Raw genomic sequence first — 22832 nt, forward strand, 5'->3', positions numbered from 1 at the left:
CGTCAGGCGGTTCGGGGTTCCGTCGGCGGGTCGAGTGCCACGCGCAGGCAGAAGCGGCTGTTCGCCCAGACCACGTACAGCAGCGGCGCGGCGGCGAACCCCAGGGCGATCGCGGGGCGCAACGCGACGAGCTGCGCCAACAGGGCGAGCACCAGCAGCGACGCGACGGTGAGGTACCAGCGGCGCACCGCCAGATAGAGGCAGGCCCGCGCCACCCGGCGCAGCCGCGCGGCGGGCTGTTCCGCGATGGCCACCAGTCCGAGCAGCGTGGTGGCGACGGTGAGGACGGTCAGCATGGCCAGGATCGGCAGCGTGACCGCTCCGGCCCGGTGTCCCCAGAGGGCGTACGCGTCCACGCCGAGGACGACCAGGACGACGGTCGCCGCGGCGGTCCAGAGCATCGCCGGCCGGGCGGTGGCCCGCCAGGCACGGCCGAAGGTGCGCAGCGGGCCGTCGGCCCGACCGGCCGAGTAGGCGGACATCACCGCGAAGATCCCGCACAGCCCGGGTGCACACAGCGGTGCGGCCAGCGCGTACAGCGGCCAGGCCCGGGTGCTGTCGGTGGTGACCGCGAGCAGCACCAGCGGCAGGCCACCGGCCACCAGCAGCATGTTGGTGACCAGTGCGGTGTACACCCCGTCGAAGATGGCTTGGATGGTGTCGTGCCGCATCGGTCAGCCCTTCAGCCCGGTGCTGGCGATGCCTTCGACGAAGTGCCGCTGCCCGAGCAGGAAGATGACCGCCACGGGCAGCACGGACAGCACGGAACCCGTCATGATCAGCGCGTACTCGGCGTTGTACTGCGAGATGAACGTGCGCAGCCCCAGCTGGATGGTGCGCAGCTCGGGACTGCGCAGGTAGATCAGCGGACCGAGATAGTCGTTCCAGGTGGTGACGAACGTGAGCAGCGTCAGGCTCGCCAGCGCCGGGCGGGACAGCGGCAGCATGATCCGCCGGTAGATGCCGAACTCGGAGAGGCCGTCCACCCGGGCCGACTCGCTGAGTTCCTCGGGGATCGTCTCGTAGAACTGCTTCATCAGGAACACCCCGAACGCGCCGAACGCCTGGAGTGCGACGATCGCCCACAACGTGTTTGACAGGTGCAGCTTGGACATGAGGATGAACTGCGGGATCATGTACGACTGCCATGGCACTGCGATGGTCCCGATGTAGGCCAGGAACAGCAGGTTGCGGCCCGGGAAGCGGATCCGGGCGAAGCCGTAGGCGGCGAAGCTGCCGGTGAACACCTGGAGCAGGGTGACGAGGACCGACAGCAGCAGGGTGTTCTTCAGCCACGTCGTCATGTCGGACCGTTGCCAGATGTCGATGTAGTTTCGCCATACCAGCGTGTCCGGAACCCATTTGATCGGGATGGTGAAGACGTCGCTGTTGGTCTTCAGCGACGACATCACCATCCAGTAGAACGGCAGCAGCAGCGCGGCCACCGCGAGGACGAGAGCGAGGTATCCCACCAGCCGCCAACCGCGGGAGGTGACGCGGCGGCCGGGTTCGGGGTTGACCGGCCCGGTGATGGTGAGGGGTGCGTGGGGTGTGGTGAGGCGAGTCGCGGTCATCAGCTCTCCCTCCGGTTGTTGATCCAGAACTGGATGCCCGTGACCCCGAAGCAGATCGCGAACAACACGATGGAGACCGCCGAGGCGTAGCCGAACTGGTTCTCGACGAAGCCCTTCTGGTAGATGTACTGCGACAGCACCAGGGTGGACTGGCCGGGACCGCCCTCGGTCATCACGAGGATGAGGTCGAAGACCTTGAAGCTGCCGATGGTCAGCATCACGACGACGAAGAACGTGGTGTGCCTCAGCCCCGGGATCGTGACGTGCCGGAACCGTTGCCATGAGGTCGCACCGTCGATCTTGGCGGCCTCGTACAGCTGGGCGGGGATGGTCTGCAGGCCAGCCAGGAACAGCAGCATGTAGTAGCCCATCTCCCGCCAGGTCCCGACGATGATGACCGCCGGCATCGACCAGTCCGCCGACGTCGTCCAGCCGGGCGGATTGTCGACTCCGACGGCCCGCAGGAATGCGTTGACCGGCCCGTACTCCGGGCTGAACAACTGGTTCCACACCACCGCGATCGCCACGATGGACGTGATGTAGGGGAAGAATGCGGCGGTCCGGAAGAACCCCACACCGCGTAGCTTGCGGTTGAGCAGCAGCGCCAGACCGAGGGCTGCGGCCATGGTCAGCGGGATGTGGAAGACCGTGTAGTAGAAGGTGTTGCGCAGTGCGGTCCAGAAGCTCGCATCCCCCCACATCCGCCGGAAGTTCGCGCTGCCGGTCCACTCGGCCGCCCCGAACACGTTCCAGTTGGTGAAGGCCAGGTAGAACAGCGCCACCACCGGCACCAGCGTGAGCAGGGCGAAGCCGACGAAGTTCGGCAGGATGAACGACCAGCCCGCGACGGTGTTGCGCCATACCAGCCGGCTGCGTCTGGGGCGCAGCCGCGTCAGTGTTGCTGCCATGAGAGGACTCTCCGGGGGAAGCGTTTTCGTGTCAGGTGGCGGGCCCGGCGCCCGGCTCGCGTCGTACGCCGGACCCGCCGATCGCGCTCAACGGCGACTGGTCACTGAATCTCTCTCCACCGGAACCGCACGCCGGCCGCGCCCGACCGCCGGGGAGGGGTGGGTGGAGGAGTCACTGGGTGAGGACCTCGTTCTTGGCGCGGGCCTGCGCCTCCGTGATGGCCTCGTCGAGGCCCTTGCTGTCGGACATGACTGCCGAGTGCAGGTCGTTGAGCACGTTCTGCATGCCGGCCGTATGGTTCGAAACCGGGTTCTCCGGACGGATCTCGTGCGTGCCGTACGCGAACTTCGACAGGTCGTCGCCGGGTACGCCGTCGAGGGCGAACAGCGTCTCGGTGATCGGGTCGGAGGCCCGTGCGGGAGTGATGCCGATGCCCGCCAGTGCCTTGCCGGCCTCCTCACCGGCCACGTACGCGAGGAACGCCTGAGCCGCGGCGACCTTCGACTTGCTGATCTTCGGGTTGATCCCCATGCCGGTCGGGTCGCCGAAGGTGACCGGCGTAGCGGAGGTGCCGGCGGTGGACCGGTCGTACTGCGGCGCGGGGGCGATGCCCCACTCGAATGTGTCGGCTTCGCCGCTCTTACGCTGGTTCAGCAGGGTGGCTACGTACCAGGTGCCCATGAGCAGCATCGCCGACTGCTGCTTGCCGAACTGCACCTGGTAGCTGAGCTTGTTGGTGTTCGCGGTGCCGAACGTCGGCTGCGCGCCGGCGGCCTGCAGGTCGAGCGACCGCTGGTAGTACGGCTTCAGGTAGGCGAGGTCGCCGGAGAGCAGATCTGCGCCGGGCGTCTGGGCGAGCGCGAAGCCCTGCGCTGTCGACTGCCAGACGTGTTGGTAGGCGCCCGTCGCGGTGGATCCGGCGCCCTTCAGCCCGGCGGTGAGCTGCTTCGCCGCGGCGACGTAGTCGTCCCAGGTCCAACTCCCGTCCGGATGGGCCACCTTCGCCTTGTCGAACAGCTCCTTGTTGTAGTACAGCACCCACGAGTCCTGCCGGTACGGGACCGCGTAGGTCTTGCCGTCGACCTGGTAGGGGGCCAGCGCGGGCAGCGAGCCGAGCGCGGACCCGGCCTCGGACACGTCGAGAAGCTGCCCCCCACTCTGATACGTGTAGAAGTTCCTCAGGTTCTTCAACACGTACACGTCCGGCGCCGTGCCGGCGGCGAGATCGGCGATCATCTGGGTGTCGTAGTTCGCGGCGTCGTACTCTTTGAGTTCGACCGTCACGTTGGGGCGTGTCGCCTTGAACCCGTCGGCGAGCGTCTTGAACTCCGGCGTGGAGGACAGGCTCCAGCCCGCCAGGGTGATCGTCACCGGGGCGTTGGGGTCGACCGGCTCGTCCTCGCCGCCGCAACCGGCGAGGACGAGCGTCAGCGCCATCGCGGTGCTGACGACGGCTGGTATCGCGCGTTTCATCCCTTCTCCTTAGGATCAGGGGCCCCGGGGGTGGGGCCCACGCTGGTGCCAGGCCGACTAACCGGTTGACCTGGTCGGGTCGATGTCGAGGCGGATCGTGGTGCTGAGGCCGTCCGGCCAGTCGACCGTCACGTGCGCGCCGACGGCGTCGAGCACGGCCCGGCACGCCTGCCGGTCGGCGCTCGCGTCACCGCCGGACAGCTCGACCAGGGATGCGATCCACGTGCCGGTCCGGGCCGGGTACGCGAGCCACGGCACCACCAGCGAGTCGCCCAGCGGACCACCAGCGGCGACCGAGGTGGTGCCGGGGGAACCGGTGCCGAGGACGTTCTCCAGCCGGCTGGTCAGGCCCGCTCCGGTCACGCTGAGCACGCCGCCGCTGGCGGTGGAGGCCACCCCGTCCGGCACCGCCCAGCCGCCGACGACCAGCCGCAGACCGGTCGCGTCGGCTCCCTCGGCGAGGTCCTCGATCCGGGCCAGGCGAAGCTCCCAGGGACCGCGGACCAGCGAGTAGACGGTGAGATGACCTGCCGGCCACGACCGGCCGCCGCGCCCACTGCCGTGGTCGCGCTGGTCCGGGTCCGGATCGACCCAGTGGGCGAGGGTGCGCGATCCGGCCACGCCGAGGCCGTCGTCGCCGACCCGCAGGGCGAACAGGCGCATGCCGGCGCGGTGGGTGGCGCGACCGGCACCGTCGACCAGGGTGACCGACTGGTCGAGCGGGGTCAACCAGCCGCTCTCGTCGAGCACCGGGCTGGTCACGGTCGAGTAGCCGAGGCGGCTGTAGAGGGGTGAGTCTGCGACGCTGGCGCCCTCGTCCGCGTGGTCGGTGCCGTGGTTGACCACCCGCACGATGCCGTCGGATCGGGTGGCCGAGATCAGCCAGCCCGGTGCGCGTAGGGCCCGCACGGTGTCGCTCTCCTCGACCGGCAGTGGCTGCTCCGGCGCCCGCCACACCGGATGGTCGTCGGACAGCGCGATGCCGAGCAGTCCCTTGCACGCCCAGTACGGCGATCCGGGCCCGGAGTAGTGCTGGGCGAGACGCGGCCACGGCCGATGCCAGCCGAGCGTGAGCAGGTCATCCGCGTCGGGAGCACCGTGGGTGACGAAGTGGCGTACGGTCTGCGTGGCGGCCCGGCGCAGCTGCCCGAGGCTGACCGACGGCACCTCGGCGATGGCGCCGACCCAGAACGGCGCCGCGGCGGCGAACCGGTAGATCAGGCTCCGCCCCTGGATGAGCGGTGACCCGTCGGCACCCACCAGAGCGACCGCGTCGCGCAGGAAGCGGTCGAGGTTCGCCCGGTCCCTGTCCCGGCGGCCGGCGGCGAGGTCGGCGGCGCCGGCCATCCTCGCCCACAGCGTCGGATACAGGTGCAGCGCCCATCCGACGTAGTGGTCGTAGGCGCGTTCCGGGCCGTCGGACATCCAGCCGTCGGGGCGCGCGAGGCTGTCGTGGGTCGCGAGATCCTCGGCCATCTCGTCCAGCGAGTACGGCCCGCCCACCGAACGCAGAAACGTCTGCACAAGAAGGCGGAACCAGACCCAGTTGATCCTCGGGTACGTGTCGTCGCCGACCGCCGGGGCGAGGTACCGCACCACGCGCTCCTGCACGGCGGCTGGCAGCCGGTCCCAGAGCCACGGCCGGGTCAGGTCGAGGATCAGGGCCAGCGAGGCGGCCTCCACCTTCGCCTGGGGGTGCTCGTCCAACCGGACCCACCGCTCCGACGAGGTCGGATCGGTACCGGCGGCGATCCCGGCCGCGTACCAGTCGACAAGCTCGTCGACGCCCTCCCCCCGTGCACCGGCCACCCGGAAGCCGGCCAGCAGGAACGTCCGGGCGAACCCCTCCAGCCCGTCGACGGCTCGCCCGTACCCACCGGGTGGGCCGGGAAAGGTGATGAGGGCGTGCCCTGGTGAGGCGTGCGGCCGGGCGGCGGCGAGCAGACGGTCGGCGAGGGCCAGCCAGTCGCGGCGGCTCCATGTCCCGGCGGGGTGCGGGACCGTCGTGGTCGGGACCACATCGCTCGGCGTGCCGGACATCATCGGCGGTCCTGTCGCATCGGCCCACCTCAGGGGGAAGTGGCGAACGGAAGATGTCGCCAGCTGTGTGTCGGGCAGGCAACAGCTGGGTTTCCGAAGTAAAGCGCTCACAACAGAACAAGTCAATGCCATCATCAAACTCAGACGGACACGTTCGATCAAGAACGCGCGCACGTCAATACGTCTATTGGTGAACAGAAACGTCGAAGATGGACACTCCGTAGGTGCGTGTGTGGGGGGGGGGGGGGGGGGGGGGGGGGGTAACAGACCTCTTCTATGGGACCAATCGGGCCGATTAGATTGTGATCGATCGCGATGGAGCCTGATACGGTCACAATGGTTCACGTCCGCTCTGCCGTTCATCGAGGAACCATGCCCGCCATCGACCGCTTCACCGGTCCGCTCGCCGCCGCCTGGCCGGGTGTCGGACCTGCTCTGCTCGAGCAGGTGCTCGAACCCCCCGAGACTTCGCTGCCCGTGCCCCCGGCACAGGAGCGAGCCACCTGGGCCGAGTCGCGGTTGGACGTGCCCACGCTGAGGCGTCTGCGCGCCCGGGCCGAAGAGGACCTCGGCCAACCCTGGCCTTCGCCGCTGGCCCGTCACTACGCCAGATACTTCCGCGACGGCGACCGCGACACCTACGAACAGCTGGTCTTCGCCCGGCAACGGCGCCTGAGCCGGGCCAGCGTCCTCGCCGCCGCGACGCTCGACCCGGACTGGCTCGACGAGGTGGTCGACGGCGTCGTGTTGCTGTGCGAGCAGAGTTCCTGGTGTTGGCCCGCCCACGACGACACCCACACCCTCCACGGTGCGGTGCTGCCGACCATGACCGATCCGGTCCTCGACCTCGGCGCGGGCGAGGTCGCCGCGCAGCTCGCCTGGATCGACCACCTGCTCGGCGGACCACTCGACCAGCACACACCGGGCCTACGCCCGCGCATCCGGCACGAAGTCGACCGGCGCGTGCTGACCCCGTTCGCCGAGCGCCGCGACTGGCACTGGCTCGGCCTCGACGGCGACGTGCACAACTGGAACGCGTGGATCCACGCCAACGTCCTCGTCGCCGCGCTGCGCCTGGTCGATGACCCACCGCGCCGTGCGGCGATCGTCGATTTGATCATCGAGGGCCTCGACCGGTACGTGGCCTCTCTGCCGGTCGACGGTGCCGTCGACGAAGGCTACGGATACTGGTGGCAGGGCGCGTGCCGGGCACTCGAGGCACTCGACATCCTCGCCCACGCCAGCGGCGGAAGGCTCGACGGGGTGCCGGGCGAGGCCCTACGGCACACCGTCGCCTTCCCCCATCGAATGCACCTGGGCGGCGCCTGGTATCTCAACCACGCCGACGGGGTGGCCCGGCCGCCGGCCACCCAACCCTGGGAGGCCCTGTACCGGGCCGCACGGCGCGTCGGCGACCGGGATGCGCTGGCACACGCCGCCGCCCACCGCGACCGCGACGCGCCCGTGGCCGACGAGGAGCAGGGTCTCGGTCGGTTGCTCCGCGCGTTGAGCCACCAGGAATGGATCAACGCCGCCCCCGGCGTACCGCCGCTGCCACGCGACGTGTGGCTCCCCTCCATCGAGGTGCTGCTGGCCCGCCCCACGCAAGGCAGCCCAGCCGGTCTGACCCTGGCGATCAAGGGCGGGCACAACGGCGAACACCACAACCACAACGATGTCGGCGGCTTCGTGGTCGCCCTCAACGGCGTACCCGTACTCGTCGATGCCGGCCGCCCCACCTACACCGCACAGACCTTCGGGCCCGACCGCTACGACATCTGGACGATGCAGAGCGCCTGGCACAACGTCCCCCACATCCGGGGTACCGCTCAGGCCACCGGTCACGCCTACCGCGCCCGCGACGTGGCGGCCGTCACCGGCCATGCGAAAACCGAGTTGTCCCTGGACATCGCCGCCGCGTACCCACGCACGGACGTGCGCCACTGGCGGCGCAGCGCACGGTTGGAGCGCGACAGCGGGCGGATCGTCGTCACCGATGCCTGGGACCTCGCCCCGACCGACGCCTCCGCGCCGACCCACATCCATCTGCTCGCCGCCGGTGACGTGCAGCTCAGCGCGGGCCAGGCGGAGATCACCGCACGTCACGGCGCCGGTCGCCTCAGGCTGACCTGGCAGCCCGCGTCCGCCCCCGGCACCGCGACTGCGCGCCCACTTGATGATCCTATGCTCATCAGCGTGTGGGGGCGGACACTCACCCGCCTGGAGATCGACGTCGGCGCGGCCACGGCCACCGGCACGTTCGTCCTCACCGTCGAGGAGTCCCCCACCCGCGAAGTGTCTTCCTCGGAGGTGCCCGATGACCAGGAGAGGTAACGCCGTCAGCCGGCCCGAGGCCCCCCGGGGGCCACTGCAGGCCGCCCGTCGCCAGCACCTGCTTGAGGCACTGCAACGGGACGGATGGATGCGCATCTCCGACCTGTCCCGGCGGCTCGGCGCCGCCCCGGTCACCATTCGCCGTGACCTGGCCCAGTTGGCCGCCGAGGGCCTGGTGCAGCGGGTCCACGGCGGCGTGGCCCTGATCGAACCGGGCGATCCGCCGACACCCGAGGAGGAACCCACCACCGGGCTGGACTCCCTCAGCGGGCGTACCCTCGGCATGCTCGTACCCTCACTCGACTACTACTGGCCCGACGTGGCCCGCGGCGCCGAGGAGGCCGCCCGCGAGCTCGACATGCGGGTGGTCCTGCGTGGCTCCTCCTACGACACGGAGGACGACACGCCGCAGCTGACCCGCCTCGTCGACCGGATGGGCGTCGATGCACTGATCGTCGTCCCCCGCATGGACGCTCCCACCGCCGGACGCACCATCGACTGGCTCGCCCACATCGGCGTTCCGGTCGTGCTGCTGGAACGGTCCGCCACGGTCGGGGCACACCACGCCGTGATGGAGTCGGTGGTGACCGACCACGCCCTGGGCGCGGCCATGGCGGTCCGACATCTCACCTCCCTCGGGCATCGCAGGGTCGGCCTCGTTCTCGACGCCAACAGCCCCACCCGACCGCACGTGCGCCGCGGTTGGCTCGACGCGGCGGCCGAGTGCGACATGAATCCTCAGGACACCCTGGAGGCGGTGATACCCGACATCCGCTCACCCGACCGCGACGCCCTCCTCGACCAGGTCCTTGACCGCTGCCGGGAGACCGCAACCACGGCGCTGCTGGTGCACGCCGACGCGGAGGCCATCGCACTGGTGCAGCGCTGCGAGGAACGGCATCTCACCGTACCCGGCGATTTGTCCATCGTGGCCTACGACGACGAGGTCGTCGGGCTCTTCAGCCCGCCGCTGACGGCGGTCCGTCCCCCGAGGCGTTCCATCGGTCGCGCCGCGGTACGCCTCGTCGCCGACCGGCTCGCCGATCCCGACCGTCCCACCCATCGGGTCGTCATCAGCCCCTCCCTGCGGATTCGTGAGTCCACCGCAGCACCACGCGTATAGCTGTGCCACGGTCACCGGCGCCGGGTCGGGCGGCCAGGATAGTGGCCGCGCCGCCGATGCGCTGTGCACCGAGCCGCTCGTCACGCCGCCTGAGCGTCGCGGTCGGCGGGCTCGGCGGCAATGCCCGCCGTCGGGGTGGCAATTGGTGGCCGGTCGAGTCGGTCAAGCCGCGCGAGTTCGGTGGTGCCGCCCCGAACCACGGCCGCGGCCAGCGCGGTGGTCGCCGGGTGGATTCCACCCCGCTGTGCCGCGGCGGCGATCCGGACCGACTGGGACAGGTGCGCACGCAGGTGCCCGGCGAGCAGCCGGTGGAAGGTTTTCCCGGTGGCCGACCGCAGCGTGGCCAACTCGTCTTCCGTGACCATTCCCGGCATGTCGTGGCCTTCGTGGGGGTTGGTTGCCGGCGCGCCGGAGACGCCCAGCAGCCGGTGGGACCGGGCCAGGTCGGCGCGGTGGCTGGCCTCGACCCGGGCGGCCAGGCGCCGCCACGCCCGGTCGGTGGTCCGGGCCGGCACCAGGTCGAGCACCGGCAGCAGCCGTTCGGCCATCGCCACCGTCAGCTGGAGCCAGGCGATGTCGGTGGCACCGAACGGTCCAGAGGAGCCCTGGGGCGGTACCGCCTCGCTCGTCGGCGCGACCGGCGGCGGTGCGGATGCCGGCGACGGGCCGGCGACCTGCGGTGACCCAGCGGAGCAGCCGGCGGCGAGCAGCACCGCGATGAGCAGAGTGGACGGTACGGCGACGGATACCCGCATCTGGCCTCCTGCGCGTTCGCCGACGGCGGGCCCGGCGAGACCGGGCCCGCCGTCGGGTGCGAGCGTGTCTGGTCAGATCGGTCGGCCGTCGTGCCCGCACTTGATGACCGGGCGGATGCAGTCACGGACCCGGCGAGACATCTCCTCCACCGGCCAGGCGTTGAAGAAGTCGCCGTGCATCGTGTAGCCCGGTCCGGACGCCAGTCGGAACCGCGACGGGTCACCGCTGACCGGATACCTCAGCACCTGCCGTAGCTTCGGCACGTGTACCGGGTGGGTGGCCGGGCAGGCCTGGTTCACCGGGTACGCCAGGTGGCTCTTGTGGTCCGGCGAGTCCAGGTCCCGGCCGTTCCAGCACTGGGGGAAGTCCAGGTAGGACTCCAACATCGTGCCGGCCGGGCAGTTGACGAAGTTCTTCGACGGCGGCACGTGCCCCGCGTGCAGACAGGACCAGCGGGCAATGCTCTCGCCCGGCCCGGCGGCCCGAGCGTTGCCGGCGACGAGCCGCAACCCCAGCGGGAACGGCTGGGTCTGTGCGACGACGTCGGCGCGTACGCCCTCGCCCAGGTAGTAGAAGGTGGCGATGGTTGGCTCCACCGGCACGTTGTTGTTGTAGAGGGTCGGCACCCAGTACGACGAGACGTCCACCCGCGGGTTGCAGGTGGTGGGCGAGTTGACCAGGTCCGGGAGCGTGGTGTGGGCGTTGGTCACCGTGCTGCCGAAGAAGCTGTGCATGTGCGAGGCGCCGGGCAGTCCGGGGAAGATGATCGGGTCGTCCGGAAGCCGGTGACTGTACGTGCAGTCGGCGGGGAACTCCGCCACCCGGATGGCGTTGATGCCCGGGGCGGCGTCAGCCCGCGCGGTGGTGGACACGATGTAGGTGCCGAGCAGCGCCAGCAAGGCGCCGATCGCCGAGGCGAGGCGCAGTCGGCTGCGAATGGCGGAGAGGGGTGCGGCCCTGTCCATCTTGACTCCTGTCCAGGAACGGGTCAGGGACACCTCCGGCGCCGCCGCCGAAGACATCGGAGTTTCCCTGGCCAGACTTGTGGTGGTGGGTTGAACCCGGTCCGAGAGAGCGCTCTCATCGTTCAGCCTCACCCCGATTTCGACGATTGTCAATACGTGCGGCAATTGGTGGCAGATCACGCGGCGGACTCGCGACGATCACCTTGTGCGCCACCGCGATGGGAGACAGGTCGGGCGAGCCAGGCCGGCGCCGCCGTCAGCCGCACCGCAGCACGGATGTTAGCGATAACGTCACCTCTCTTTGGAGGTGCGCCGACTCGTGAACTCGGTGGAACCGGCAGGACTAACGGCGCAACGGCCCGCCGTCACACTTCTTGACATCCGTCGATGTGAACGACAACACTGCTGCAAACGTCGAGTAACACGGCGTAATGCTGCGGCGACCGCTCGACACGGGACCTTCCGTGTCGCCAGGTGCCCCCGAACGCCGACCCGAGGAGTGCGATCATGCCCTTGCTCCGCCCCGGTCGAAAACCGGTCGCCCGCGCGATGACGGTCATCCTCGGCGCCTCCGTGGTGACGGTTGTCGCGACACAGCCCGCCCACGCCGCCGAGATCCCGGCCGGAGCCCGATCGCTGCAATCGGTGAACATGGCCGGCTCCTATCTCCGGCACACCGACTACCTGGGCGGCATCGCCGCAGTCGGCCCCACCAGTTCCGCTCAGGCCAAGAGCGACGCGACCTTCACGGTGACTCCCGGGCTGGCAGGCGGCACCGGCTGCGTGTCGTTCCAGGCTGCAAACGGCATGTGGTTGCGCCACCGCGACTACCGGATCCGGCTGGAGGCCAACGCCGGCACCGCCACCTTCCTCGCCGACGCCACCTTCTGCGTCCGCGACGGCTCGGTCAGCGGATCGGTACGTCTGGAGTCGACCAACTATCCCGGGCGATTCCTCCGTCACCGCGACAGCGAGCTCTGGCTCGACGCGCCCACCACCAACCCCACCACGTTCGCCGCGGACAGCTCCTTCCGCGTCACCACGCCGTGGGTCGCCGGCCGTCGCAGCCCGGTCATCAAGGGCCTGTACGCCGACCCGAACATCGCCCACCTCAACGGTCGCTACTACCTCTATCCCACCACCGATGGCTACAACGGCTGGAACGGCAGCCGGTTCACCGCGTTCTCCTCCACCGACCTGGTGAACTGGACCCACCACGGCACCATCCTCGACCTCGGTCCCCAGATCAGCTGGGCCGACGACCGGGCCTGGGCGCCGACGATCGCCTACCGCAACAACCGCTACTACTTCTACTTCAGCGCCGCGACCAGCATCGGCGTCGCGACCTCCAGCAGCCCGACCGGGCCGTTCACCGACCCGCTCGGCCGGCCCCTGGTCCCCGCCGGCTTCCGCAGCGGCCAGATGATCGACCCGCACGTCTTCACCGACACCGACGGGCAGTCCTACCTGTACTGGGGCAACGGCTCGGCATATGCCGTACGGCTGAACGCCGACATGGTCTCCTTCGACCTGGGACAGGTCCGCGCCTTCAGCCTGCCCAACTACCGCGAAGCGGCGTTCGTGTTCAGGCGCAACAACACGTACTACCTGACGTACTCGGTAGACGACACCCGCTCCGAGAACTACCACGTCGAGTACGCCACGGGCACATCACCGTTCGGCCCCTGGAACCACCACGGCACCATCCTGTCCAAGAACCTGAATCTCGGGATCAAGGGCCCCGGGCACCAGTCGGTGGTCCAGGCCCCGGGCAGCGACACCTGGTACATGGCCTACCACCGCTTCGCCATCCCGGCCGGCAACGGAACCAACCGCGAGGTCACCATCGACCAACTGCGGTTCAACGCCGACGGCACCATCCAACCCGTCACCCCCACCCTCTGACCGGCACCCCGGGAGGAGAACATCACCTGCACCCCACCGGTGCAGGATGCGGCCTCGATCTTGCGGGCCGCCTCGTCGGGCGGTCCGCTGACAAGGACGCCGCCGCGGACGATCTCGTACTTGATGACCTGGTTGCGTCGGCGCGGGCAGGTTGCGCCGTTCCGGATAGCAGGGCCGACGCCAGGGTACTTCCGCGGATCAAGCTCGGGCGGGCTGGTGGCCGAACGCGCGCATCGCCAGCGCGCCAACCAGCGGGCCTGGGACGAGCAGCAAAAAGGCCCAGCGCCAGCCGACCGCGTCGGCCAGGACGGGTACGAGCTGGATGGTGACAACGGTCAAGGCGAAGCCGATGGCCGTCTGCGCGGTGAGCGCGGTTCCGACGTACCGCCTGTCGGCGACCTCACTCAACGCGGTGGAGAAGACGCCGGAGTCCGCGATCACCGCTGCACCCCACACCACACCCAACACCACGACGGCGCCGGGCGGGGCGGTGAAGAACAGCGGTGATGCCAGGCAGCAGGCGCCGCTGACAACCAAGGCGGTGACCGCGGCCCGAGGGCGTCCGAACCGGTCTGCGGCCCATCCGCCAGCCAGGCATCCGGCGACCCCAGCGACGCCGATGGCAAGAAACGCGAGCAGGCTGACGTTCGCGTCATCGCGACCCGTCCGGGCCGCCGTGCCCGCGATCAGGAAGCTGGGCAGCCAGGTCCACAGCGCGTACAGCTCCCACATGTGCCCGAAGTAACCCAAGTTCACCAACCGGGGTCCGCGCTGGCGAAACATCTCCAGGGCGTACCTCGGATGCGGTCGCGGTGGCGTGCCCGGGGTGAACTGCGGACCTTCCCGCACGAGGGTCACGGCCACCACCGCGCCGAGGGCCGCGCATCCGGCCGCAGCGCCCATCACGCCGCGCCACGGTAGATCGCCCAGCCCGCCGATCAGGTGCGGTAGGGCCGAGCCGAGGGTCAGCGCGCCGATCATGATGCCGAACGCGAGTCCCCGACGGGCCGGCGGCGCCCAGGACCCGGTCAGCTTCATGCCGACCGGGTACACCCCGGCCAGGAACACACCGGTGAGGAACCGCAGCGGGATGGCGCCGGCCAGCCCGTCGACGGCGAGGGCGAAGACGCCGGTGCAGGCGGCGGCCAGCGTCGCGCAGACCGCCATCAAAAGGTGCGCCTTCGTCCGGTCGGCCAGGTTCAGCATGGTTGACGTGATGGCACCCGCCACGAACCCCAGTTGGACGGACGCGGTCAGCCACACGGATGCGGCCGCGCTGATCTGCCACGACTCGCGCAGCGCCGGCACCACGGCGGAGGCCGAGAACCACACCGCCAGGCCGAGCACCTGGACGGCAGCGATCAGAGCACGCTGTACACCAGGTCGTAGCATCATCTGCGCTCCTCGACTGCCACGGTAGATCACCTTAGGGCGCGTCAGGCTCGTCGCGCGTTGACGGCAGGGAGTAGACGCGGTGGGCGGTACCGGCCAGCACGGCCGCCCGCTCCGTCGCGGTGCAGCCGGCGAGCAGTTCGTCGGTGAGGGCGAGCACCTCGCGGTAGCGGCCGGCCAGCTCGCACACCGGCCAATCAGGCACTAGGTAGTGTCTCCGGTCACCCACCGCAGCGCGTGGGCCAGATGGTCGCGGAACGCGTGCTCGGCGTACGCCTCGATCGTGTGTCCGAGCGCGGTGTAGAAGGCCCGGCCGCCGAGCCGCTCGTGGCACCAGGCCAGTGGGTGGTCGGCGCCCATGCCGCCACCGTCGTACGTGGACTCGTCGACGCGCAGCAGGATCCGGGCGTCGGGGTACGAGCGGAAGTCGTACCACTCGTCGACGAACGCCCAGGACTCTGGCAAGTGAGCGGTCGCCGGGTCATCCGCGTCGACAACGGTGACCGTGGCGGGTTGTACCTCCGGGTGCTTGTCGAACCAGGCGCCGACCAGTTCGCCGTAGAACGGCCAGCCGTACTCGGTGGCAGCGGCGGAATGCACGCCGAGGAAGCCGCCGCCGCCGCGCACGTACGCCTCGAACGCCGTCCGGCCGACGTCGCTGAGCACACGGCCGTTGGTGTTCATGAAGACGACCGCGGCGAATCGAGCCAAGTTGCTCCGCGTGAAGACGCCCGGGTCCTCCGTGACCTCGACTTCGGATCGCAGCTCGCGGATGGTCCGCACGCCGGTCGGGATCGAATCGTGCCGGAACCCCGCCGTGCGGGAGAAGACCAAGACTCGCTTCATCTGACATCTACCCTGGCACCGGTCACCACCTGCACGATGCCATCCTGCGCTCCGGATCGGCAACCGGCCGGGTCGGGACCCGGGTGGGATGGTGGTGTGGCGGTGCCGGTGGTGCCCAGGAATCCGTGTCGACTGCCGGTCACGTGACCAAAACACCTGACCGCTTCCGCGGCAACCATGGTACGGGCGCGCCATGATGACGGGGATGGATCCGATCGATCGTACTGGCCGCTGTGTTCGAGCCTGAATGTTACTGAACGTTTCGGTTCGAATTCTGGTGTCTTGTTGTTGTTTCCGTTACCGATGTAACCAAGACGACATCAGCTGATGTCCGAACCGGAGGCCCCAAGTTCAGTGATTGGAAGTTCGATGACAGGGATCACATCGTCTGATGGTCATGCATCATCGCGGAGCAGTCGGTCGTCGCGCCCGCTGCTAATCGCCCTGGTGACCGCTCTGACAGCGCTGGGTAGCGTCGTCGCCATCTCGTCGCCGGCCACTGCCGCCACCCGCCAGTTCCGAGGCATGAACTGGGCGGTGCTGGGAGACAACTTCAGCACCGGCCCGCTCGTCGTGCAGGGACTGAGCCAGTCCGACAGCAACGCGACAGTACGGGCCAAGGCCAACGCCATCTACGACGACATGGCCTCCACCATGGGGGTCAACACCGTCCGGCTGCCAATCAACACCCACACGGTCGGGACGACGTGGTGGAACGCCTACCGGGGTGCCATCGACGCCGCTACCGACCGCGGATTCAAGGTCATCCTCGCCTACTGGGAGGACGGCGCCGCCTCCGGCGGCAGGATCACGAACCTCGCCGCGTGGAACGCGATGTGGTCCACGGTGACCAACACGTACGGCTCGAACACCAATGTGTACTTCGAGCCGATGAACGAGCCGCACGGTTACAGCTCGGCGGACTGGCGCAACGTCGCGGCGAACTGGCTCAGCTACCACTACTCGGCGGTGCCCGGCCGGGTGCTCATCGGCGGCACCGGCCTCAGCCAGGACCTGCGGGACATCTGCAACGACAGCCGCTTCAACTCGACGTTGCTGTCCTTCCACCACTACGCCTTCTTCTACGGCGAGATGACCTACGACGCCTTCCGCAGCCACATTCAGACCCGCCTCGGCAACTGCGCCTCCCGGGCGGTCGCGACCGAGTTCGGCGCGCCCATGAACGACGGCCGCAACTACGCCGACGCGGGCAGCACCGACAACTTCGTGCGCCACATCCGCGCCATGGCCCAGGTCATGCGCGACAACCAGATGGGCGGCACCTACTGGCCCGCCCTCGGTGGCAAGACTGGCAGCATCGGTTACGACTGGTACTCGATGTTCTCCCTCAGCGGCAGCGGCACCGACCTCAACCTGACCATCCGCAACACCTCCGGCGCCGACCGGATCCGGTACGCCTGGGGCGACACCATCGGCGGCGGCCCCACGACGCCTCCGCCCGCAACGGGGACCTTCTACCGCATCGACGTGCGCCACAGCGGCAAGGCCATGGACGTCCAATCACCGAACACCGACAACGGCGCGCGCGTCGGCCAGTACACCTACGGCGGCAACGCCTGGCAGCAGTGGCAGTTCCAGGACGCCGGCAGCGGCTACTGGCGCATCATCAGCCGGCACAGCGGAAAGTGCCTCGATGTGGTGGGCGCGTCAACCGCCGACGGCGCCGAGATCATCCAGTACACCTGCGGCACCGGCACCAACCAGCAGTTCCAGATGGTCGCCAACGGCAGCTACTTCCAGCTCAGAGCACGGCACAGCAGCAGATGCGTGGACGTACCGTCCGCATCGACCGCGAACGGCGCGATCCTCAAACAGTATCCGTGCAACACCGGCACCAACCAGCAGTGGTCGCGCACAGCCGTCTGACGGCCGTCTCGACGTGACCGCGGATCCGCGGTACGGCCCCCTCACCCCCGGTGCCGAGCTCGCGCTCGGTGCCGGGGAGCCGCCTCCGCGCTCGAAAGGACAGCGGCTCCTGGAGCATCGTTCCAGAACCCCGTCGTCGGTACACCCAACAGCGCCGACCCATGGCTCGGCTACCACAACGGCAACTACTACTACACGGCCACTACCTGGACAGGGAACATCTACATCCCCCAAGCCCGCTACCGAATGGCGAGCGGCGCAGAAATGCGCTCGCTCATCTATTGTCGCCTGGCGTCACACGATCGAGGCTGATCTCGAGGCCAACGGCGCGCCCGCCGTACTTCCGAAGGCGGCCGACCAGCGTCACGATGGTGAACCACCGGAACTTGTTGCCGTACTTCGCGGTGAGCGCGCGCTTGGCAACACGCAACTCCGACGCGGGAAGCACCCTCGCGTGGCCGTGCCACCAATCGTCGTGAGGTTCACCGGCAAAGTTGGACGGCGCAACCTCGACTGTCGATTTTTGCCGGATCCGCTGCACCTTCCATGAGCGGCCGGGTGTATAGGCGTAAAGGCTCCCTCCCGCTGGCGCCAGCCATACCGGGGTCGACACCGATGACCCATCCTGGCGGAACGTCCGCAATGCAAAATACTCATTCTCGTCGAAGTCGACTTGACGTGTCATGAGACGAGTCTTCCCGAGATCGGCCAAGGGCAGCAAGCGGACCAAGATCATGTTAAGCGCTCTGCACAGCGGCGTCATCCGGAGGCCGCCTACACTGCCGATCGTGACGATGACGGCGTACGAGCAGGGCTTGTTGGCTGTTGAGCGGCGGGAGTACGAGGTGGCCCGGGAGCTGTTGGAGCTGGCCGGCGACGACCCTGATGCGCTGTTGCTGTCAGCTCAGCTTGCCGGCGAAGGGCTCGGCGGGCCGGTGGACACGGCCAGGAAGCTGTCGCTGTACGAGCGTGCCGCCGATCTGGGCAGCGCGGAGGCCGCATACAACCTCGGGGCGATTCACGCGAACGCGCAACGGTACGCGGTCGGGCTGAACTGGTACCGCCGCGCCGCGGAGCTCGGCGATTCCGCAGCCCTTCGCATGGCCGGCATCATGTACGCCACCGGGCAGGGCGTCACGGCAGACGACGTCGAAGCGGAACGACTACTGCTGGCGGCCGCGGTAGCCGACGCACGTCGGGTCTCGTTCGACCTTGGGGCGCTGTATGCCCATAAGCGGCATGACCCGGTCCTGGCTGCGCAGTGGTTCCTGCGTGCGGCGAAGGAGGAGGACACGCGAGCGCAGCGGCAGCTGGAACTGCTCGTGCCGCGTCTACGTGAGCTGCCGGCGGATCAGAGCCGTGCCCGTACGATGCTCGGCGTCATTCTCGCGTTTCACCTTGACCAGCGGGCCGCCGGTGCTGAGCTGTTGGAGGCCGCCGCCGCCGAAGGTGACCCGGAGGCGCAGCGCGCGCTGGCGTTTCTGCTCGACGGCGGCGCCGACGGGTTGGGCGACACGACCCGGGCGATGGCGCTGTATCGGGCGTCGGCGCAGGCTGGTGACGGCTACGCGGCCTACAACCTCGGCATCAGGGAAAGCGATCACCATGAGGCTGTGCGGTGGCTTCGGCAGGCAGCGGAAGCCGGAGTGCATGAGGCATACCCGCATCTCGCGAACCGCCTCAGCGAGCTTGATATCGATGACGAGGCGTTGCGGTGGTACGTCCGGGGCGCCGAGACTGGGCACCGGGGTTGTATGTTCGCGGCAGCGTGCTGGTACCGCGACGGCTTCGGTGGTCCCGTCGACCTCGTCCAGGCGCTGCGTTGGTACCTCGCCATGCTCAGTGTCGGCGGCGGCGACGGCATCCATGAGGCACACAAGATCGTCCCGATGATGACGGACGATCAGATCCACGACGCCGGTCGCCTTGCTGGACGGATCTCGGACGCCGACGTCTTCGTCGTTCGCCGACACGCGGCTTGACCGCTGCCCGACATGCGGCCGTCGGCCCACGGTCGAATCCCACGACCGAACGCTCATGCCGCCGACCGCGAATGACGATTCGTGTCGGGAGAGCAGGTCGGTGCGCACCAGCTCGATCCTCGATCGGCGCATATCCGCCGCGAAGTACGCCAGCTTCTCGGCGCTGGCGGCTTCGCTGAACACGGCTCGGGCGCGTCCCTGTCGAAGCAGCCAGAGCTTCAGCTGCGCCCAGTCCGTCCGCCGGCCCGACTGGTCTCCCAAGTGTTGATCGATGACCAGCAGCAGGTACAGCCACCAGTTGGCTCGCTCGCCCGATGCCGACTGCCGGCGGTCCAGCCACTGCCGGGCGCTGATCCTCGTCGAGACGAAGGAGGTGGATCAACCCGTCCTTGACAGCCTGGCGCTGCCCGCCGAGCCTCCTCGCGGCCAGGTCGGTGACGTCCCCATTTGCCGCAAGGCGCTCGTTACGCAGCGTCCGGCCGAGCCGGCGCAGGTGCCGTCCCGACGTGCTGATGAGCGCAACTGGATACGGCGGGCGCGGCGACGTCAGGGTGTGGCTGCGGCCAGTGCTTGCGTCGCCAAGTCTCGCGCCTCGTCGTCCTCGCTGATGCCGCGCCATCCTCCGCTGTCCAGCAGTCGTTCGTCTTGTTCGGCGGCGCGGTGCAGCAGGTGCGTGAATGTGGTGGCGGCCGGCCCGAGGGCGGCGAGGTAGCGCAGTGCTTGGCGGCTGACCGGCAGTTGTCGACTGTGCCGCAGGGGGTCGAGGGCCGCATCGAATACGGTCAGGCAGAGGGCCGGGTCGCTGGTGATGCGGTAGTGCGCGAAGCCCAACTCGACACCGTCCCAGGTTGGCCAGTAACCGGGTTGCTCCACGAGCTGCCGTTCGATGTCTGACACGTAGCGCGTCGCAAGCGGACCGAGGTCGCCTAGCCTTCGGGCAGCTGAGGCATTGATGCGTCGTCCATCGAGCACGTCGTCGCGGGCCAGGAACGGCTCGGGGTCACCGGTTATCCGGTACAGGGTCCAGGCGGCGGCAAGGGCTTCGGGTCCGTCCCCGGTGGCCATCTGCGTCAGTGTGCTGCGCGCCGCTGCGGCCGCGGGGCCGAGCGCGGCGAGGGCAGTACAGGCCGGTATGGGCTGTTGCGTGTCGAGCATGGCGGTCAGTTCGGGTACTGCTGCCGCGGCGGCTGGTCCGTAGGCCGTCAGCACTTGTGTGAGCTGGTATGCCGTAGACGTGCCGGGATCGTTGCGCAGTCGCCATCGGATCGCGGGCACGAGGTCGTCGGCGTACGCGGTCAGCGGCAGGCAGACGTCGGCGATGCCCGGGTCTTGGTTCAACCAGTAGAAGTCGTCGCCGTAATGCGTCGAACCCATGCGGAAGACTTCTGGATCACGGCGCAGCGACCGCTCGACGGCCGGAACCGCTCGCCGGTCTCCCCACCGTGCCAGGGCCCATGCGGCCAGCGCTCCCGTGCGGCCTGGTTGGCTGATCAGCTCCGCGACGCGATCCGACCAGGCACGACCGACATCTCCCGAGGCGGCGAGTAGGTGGACAGCGGCTGCCCGGATGGGGGCTGGTCCCTCGAGTGCGGCACCGATGTCCGGGGTGAGCGCGATGGTGGCCGAACGCCACTTCCGCATGACCGTGCCTACCTCGGCGAGCGGTCGGTCGTCCTGTGTCCGGGCTGCTTCGCCGATCGCGACCTGGGCCAGGGCGATCCGGGCTTCGCGGTCGTCACCGAGTTCACGGCCCAGCCAGCCGGCGGTGCGCTTCGGCACGGCACCCGGGTACGCCGCGAGAAGGTGCTCGGCCGTCCCGGCTTGGTGGCCGAGACGGCGGGCGGCGACCAGGAAGGTGAGACGTCGTGGATCTTCGGCCGGCGGGGTACGGTCGGACAGCCACCCGGCGATAGCTGCTCGTTTCCCGGGCGCCAAGGCGCCCTGCGCTGACGCGGTAGCCAGGGCGAGAACGTAGTCGGCCGCGACATCGGGATCCGCCTCGCCGGGAAGACGGCGCATCAACTCATCGGCAAGGTCGTCGGCGCGCTCGACCAGCTCGACCAGGATCTCCACGCCGCCGCGCCGGACGGCGGGATCCAACTCGTCGAGCAGTTGCAGCAGCCTGTCGAAAGCCCCGAGCAGACCCTTCCGGCACGTCCGGGCCGAAGGCTGGGACCGCCATGGCTCCCTCATCTCTCGATCCAGCGCGGCGAAGCGGCATACCAGGTCGAGGATGTCCGCTCGATGAGGAACCGTCGGGTCCAAGGCGAAGCGAATGAGGAACGGCACCACCGCGGCGCCTGCGGGGTACACCGCACCGCCCTGGTGATAGACCGCTACGTCGAGATCGCCGAGAGCGTCAACACAGGTCTCCGGGTCAGTCATCGCCGCCAGCCAGCCCGGCACCTCATCCGCCGAGCCGTACGCGTGCTTCAGCGCCGACCAGTCGATCTCGGAAACCCCGTCCAGCAGCCCAGCCACGCCGCATATTAAACCGCCCAGGAAAGTGACGGCGGCCGCCAGCCGGTGAACAGCCGCTCAAGCAACGGCGCACGATCCAGGCCCAGCACTGAAATCAGCTGGCGTCGACGGCCATCTGCCGCGGCTTGACGGTCTCGGCCTTCGGACACCCAGGCGAGCACCCCGCCTACCGCTGCTCGCCTGGGTATCCGGATTTGCCGCATGGTGCATGCCGTCGCTCGCCCGACTGCTTCCACCTGGGCATTGCTGGGAGTATTCGGCGTGCAGTTCGGCGTACGGCCGGCGTTGGTCAGGGTGACGCCGGGTTCTGCCCATGCCGATCTTGGCGCAGCAGTGCGTGCCTGGCGTGTGAACACGATGAGCCGCCACTCCTCGGCCAAAGCTCGCACCTGGTCGGCTTCCAAATCGAATGCCTCGCGGCTGCCGGTCAGCACCAATGTGTCAGCGGCGACGTCCCACCGAAGATGATCGCGAAACTCCTGATGCCAGGCTCGTTGATGGTCAGCGATCGGCCGCACCGGCACCTCGACACTTGCCGTCTCGCCTCCCCGGCGAGCATTGTGGCCGGACCTGGCACAACACAGCGACTGAGTTACCTGACGTCGTGTGGATCCGAGGCCGGATGACGTCAATGCGAGAAGGGCTCCAGGCAGCCGAATTCGGCAGCCGAGCCGGTAACCTCGACCAGGACTCGGTCGGGCCGCACGTCCCCGGCCACACAGCCCAGGCTCGCGAAGCGAACCGCGTACACCGTACCCGGCGGGGGTGTCTCCTGCCCGATCGACGGTCGCATGGCGGTGACCTCGATCGTGTCTGCCTTGATACCCAGGTCGAGCAGCGCTCGCTGGGTGGACGCCGGCGCGAAGTCACCCGCCGCTCGTAGTGCCTCGAGCTTGGGCCGAATCCGCGCGGCGAGTTTCCGCCCGGTGCGCTGCTCCGCGGCGGAGAGTTCGTGCCGTCGCTTCCAGCCGTTGTTGTCGGCATGGTTGGGGGGTGCGTCTGCCTGCGGATCGGTCGGCTCCGCCACCACGGCGGGCGACGCCGGCGCACTCGTGGGTATCGCCTGTACGTCATCGACCCGGGTGCCCGGGGCCGCGCAGCCGAGCGCCAGCACGGCGAGCAATGCAGCAGCCACCAACCAGCTGATCTTCCCTACCCGCATCAT

Annotated in this window: 19 protein-coding genes; 5 read left to right on the forward strand and 14 right to left on the reverse strand. The window is 69.0% G+C overall.

From position 1 onward, the window contains the following. Positions 1-2 precede the first annotated feature (2 nt). From BMY89_RS21245 to BMY89_RS21265, 5 genes are all read right to left on the reverse strand, one after another. Positions 3-671, reverse strand: a complete 669-nt coding sequence (locus BMY89_RS21245) for a hypothetical protein (protein WP_092381775.1) — start codon at positions 669-671, stop codon at positions 3-5. A 3-nt stretch (positions 672-674) separates the two neighbouring features. Then, positions 675-1574, reverse strand: a complete 900-nt coding sequence (locus BMY89_RS21250; RefSeq protein ID WP_092381776.1) for a carbohydrate ABC transporter permease — start codon at positions 1572-1574, stop codon at positions 675-677. After that, positions 1574-2482 (reverse strand): carbohydrate ABC transporter permease, encoded by a 909-nt coding sequence (locus tag BMY89_RS21255; RefSeq protein ID WP_092381777.1) that lies wholly within the window; start codon positions 2480-2482, stop codon positions 1574-1576. The genes BMY89_RS21250 and BMY89_RS21255 overlap by 1 nt, the downstream gene beginning before the upstream one ends. A 172-nt stretch (positions 2483-2654) precedes the next feature. Continuing rightward, on the reverse strand, positions 2655-3956 hold the full coding sequence (locus tag BMY89_RS21260) for an ABC transporter substrate-binding protein (RefSeq protein WP_092381778.1): 1302 nt from the start codon (positions 3954-3956) through the stop codon (positions 2655-2657). A 57-nt stretch (positions 3957-4013) separates the two neighbouring features. Then, entirely contained in the window at positions 4014-5999 is a 1986-nt protein-coding gene (locus BMY89_RS21265) for a DUF2264 domain-containing protein (RefSeq protein WP_198414084.1), read from the reverse strand. 369 nt (positions 6000-6368) lie between these two features. On the opposite strand from BMY89_RS21265, the gene BMY89_RS21270 reads away from it, so the two are divergent. Together BMY89_RS21270 and BMY89_RS21275 are read left to right on the forward strand one after the other, a co-directional pair. Further along, positions 6369-8330, forward strand: a complete 1962-nt coding sequence (locus BMY89_RS21270) for a heparinase II/III domain-containing protein (RefSeq protein WP_092381779.1) — start codon at positions 6369-6371, stop codon at positions 8328-8330. Then, positions 8314-9453 (forward strand): substrate-binding domain-containing protein, encoded by a 1140-nt coding sequence (locus BMY89_RS21275; protein ID WP_092381780.1) that lies wholly within the window; start codon positions 8314-8316, stop codon positions 9451-9453. Before BMY89_RS21270 ends, BMY89_RS21275 begins: the two co-directional genes overlap by 17 nt. An 80-nt stretch (positions 9454-9533) precedes the next feature. Here the strand turns inward: BMY89_RS21275 and BMY89_RS21280 are convergent, their stop codons facing one another. Together BMY89_RS21280 and BMY89_RS21285 are read right to left on the reverse strand one after the other, a co-directional pair. Further along, entirely contained in the window at positions 9534-10208 is a 675-nt protein-coding gene (locus BMY89_RS21280) for a DUF305 domain-containing protein (RefSeq protein ID WP_092381781.1), read from the reverse strand. Between the two features lie 72 nt (positions 10209-10280). Beyond that, a complete protein-coding gene (locus BMY89_RS21285) occupies positions 10281-11174 on the reverse strand; it encodes a DUF1996 domain-containing protein (protein ID WP_092381782.1) in 894 nt (297 codons plus the stop codon). Between the two features lie 507 nt (positions 11175-11681). Here BMY89_RS21285 and BMY89_RS21290 point away from each other — a divergent pair. Beyond that, positions 11682-13079 (forward strand): family 43 glycosylhydrolase, encoded by a 1398-nt coding sequence (locus BMY89_RS21290; protein ID WP_092381783.1) that lies wholly within the window; start codon positions 11682-11684, stop codon positions 13077-13079. 198 nt (positions 13080-13277) lie between these two features. Here BMY89_RS21290 and BMY89_RS21295 read toward each other — a convergent pair whose 3' ends face one another. Genes BMY89_RS21295 through BMY89_RS21300 form a run of 3 tightly spaced genes read right to left on the reverse strand, consistent with a single transcriptional unit; the run spans position 13278 to position 15317 of the window. Then, positions 13278-14474 carry an MFS transporter gene (locus BMY89_RS21295; protein ID WP_175510396.1) on the reverse strand — a complete coding sequence of 399 codons (1197 nt, stop codon included), beginning with the start codon at positions 14472-14474 and terminating at the stop codon, positions 13278-13280. A 31-nt stretch (positions 14475-14505) separates the two neighbouring features. Beyond that, positions 14506-14661, reverse strand: coding sequence for a hypothetical protein (locus tag BMY89_RS30490; RefSeq protein ID WP_170147755.1), 156 nt, complete (start codon positions 14659-14661; stop codon positions 14506-14508). Positions 14662-14675: 14 nt separating this feature from the next. After that, positions 14676-15317: a ThuA domain-containing protein gene (locus BMY89_RS21300; RefSeq protein WP_092381784.1), complete on the reverse strand. Its 642-nt coding sequence runs from the start codon at positions 15315-15317 to the stop codon at positions 14676-14678. Positions 15318-15764: 447 nt separating this feature from the next. On the opposite strand from BMY89_RS21300, the gene BMY89_RS21305 reads away from it, so the two are divergent. Then, positions 15765-17204, forward strand: a complete 1440-nt coding sequence (locus BMY89_RS21305; protein WP_232521464.1) for an RICIN domain-containing protein — start codon at positions 15765-15767, stop codon at positions 17202-17204. Between the two features lie 274 nt (positions 17205-17478). Here the strand turns inward: BMY89_RS21305 and BMY89_RS21315 are convergent, their stop codons facing one another. Next, the gene (locus BMY89_RS21315) at positions 17479-17889 is read right to left on the reverse strand and encodes a PPOX class F420-dependent oxidoreductase (protein ID WP_170147754.1); all 411 of its coding nucleotides are present in this window, start codon (positions 17887-17889) and stop codon (positions 17479-17481) included. A gap of 109 nt (positions 17890-17998) precedes the next feature. Between BMY89_RS21315 and BMY89_RS21320 the strand changes: the two genes are divergently transcribed. Beyond that, positions 17999-19186: a tetratricopeptide repeat protein gene (locus BMY89_RS21320; RefSeq protein ID WP_332455107.1), complete on the forward strand. Its 1188-nt coding sequence runs from the start codon at positions 17999-18001 to the stop codon at positions 19184-19186. 546 nt (positions 19187-19732) lie between these two features. Here the strand turns inward: BMY89_RS21320 and BMY89_RS21325 are convergent. The 3 genes from BMY89_RS21325 to BMY89_RS21330 all read right to left on the reverse strand — a co-directional run bounded on the left by BMY89_RS21325 (position 19733) and on the right by BMY89_RS21330 (position 22802). After that, positions 19733-21667 carry a plant Invertase/pectin methylesterase inhibitor family protein gene (locus tag BMY89_RS21325; protein ID WP_092381788.1) on the reverse strand — a complete coding sequence of 645 codons (1935 nt, stop codon included), beginning with the start codon at positions 21665-21667 and terminating at the stop codon, positions 19733-19735. Positions 21668-21675: 8 nt separating this feature from the next. After that, positions 21676-22185, reverse strand: coding sequence for a hypothetical protein (locus tag BMY89_RS30010; protein ID WP_139217986.1), 510 nt, complete (start codon positions 22183-22185; stop codon positions 21676-21678). A gap of 110 nt (positions 22186-22295) precedes the next feature. Next, positions 22296-22802, reverse strand: coding sequence for a hypothetical protein (locus BMY89_RS21330; RefSeq protein WP_232521465.1), 507 nt, complete (start codon positions 22800-22802; stop codon positions 22296-22298). Between the last annotated feature and the right edge of the window lie 30 nt (positions 22803-22832).

This window comes from Micromonospora phaseoli, from assembly GCF_900109115.1.
GTDB lineage: Bacteria > Actinomycetota > Actinomycetes > Mycobacteriales > Micromonosporaceae > Micromonospora > Micromonospora phaseoli.

What these genes read in the sequence shown, in the direction of transcription:
- BMY89_RS21260 (WP_092381778.1), bottom strand. Translation starts at nt 3,956, where the DNA reads ATGAAACGCGCGATACCAGCCGTCGTCAGCACCGCGATGGCGCTGACG.
- BMY89_RS21300 (WP_092381784.1), bottom strand. Translation starts at nt 15,317, where the DNA reads ATGAAGCGAGTCTTGGTCTTCTCCCGCACGGCGGGGTTCCGGCACGAT.
- BMY89_RS21315 (WP_170147754.1), bottom strand. Translation starts at nt 17,889, where the DNA reads ATGACACGTCAAGTCGACTTCGACGAGAATGAGTATTTTGCATTGCGG.
- BMY89_RS21295 (WP_175510396.1), bottom strand. Translation starts at nt 14,474, where the DNA reads ATGATGCTACGACCTGGTGTACAGCGTGCTCTGATCGCTGCCGTCCAG.
- BMY89_RS21290 (WP_092381783.1), top strand. Translation starts at nt 11,682, where the DNA reads ATGCCCTTGCTCCGCCCCGGTCGAAAACCGGTCGCCCGCGCGATGACG.
- BMY89_RS21275 (WP_092381780.1), top strand. Translation starts at nt 8,314, where the DNA reads ATGACCAGGAGAGGTAACGCCGTCAGCCGGCCCGAGGCCCCCCGGGGG.
- BMY89_RS21255 (WP_092381777.1), bottom strand. Translation starts at nt 2,482, where the DNA reads ATGGCAGCAACACTGACGCGGCTGCGCCCCAGACGCAGCCGGCTGGTA.
- BMY89_RS21285 (WP_092381782.1), bottom strand. Translation starts at nt 11,174, where the DNA reads ATGGACAGGGCCGCACCCCTCTCCGCCATTCGCAGCCGACTGCGCCTC.
- BMY89_RS21265 (WP_198414084.1), bottom strand. Translation starts at nt 5,999, where the DNA reads ATGATGTCCGGCACGCCGAGCGATGTGGTCCCGACCACGACGGTCCCG.
- BMY89_RS21320 (WP_332455107.1), top strand. Translation starts at nt 17,999, where the DNA reads ATGACGGCGTACGAGCAGGGCTTGTTGGCTGTTGAGCGGCGGGAGTAC.
- BMY89_RS21245 (WP_092381775.1), bottom strand. Translation starts at nt 671, where the DNA reads ATGCGGCACGACACCATCCAAGCCATCTTCGACGGGGTGTACACCGCA.
- BMY89_RS21250 (WP_092381776.1), bottom strand. Translation starts at nt 1,574, where the DNA reads ATGACCGCGACTCGCCTCACCACACCCCACGCACCCCTCACCATCACC.
- BMY89_RS21270 (WP_092381779.1), top strand. Translation starts at nt 6,369, where the DNA reads ATGCCCGCCATCGACCGCTTCACCGGTCCGCTCGCCGCCGCCTGGCCG.
- BMY89_RS21280 (WP_092381781.1), bottom strand. Translation starts at nt 10,208, where the DNA reads ATGCGGGTATCCGTCGCCGTACCGTCCACTCTGCTCATCGCGGTGCTG.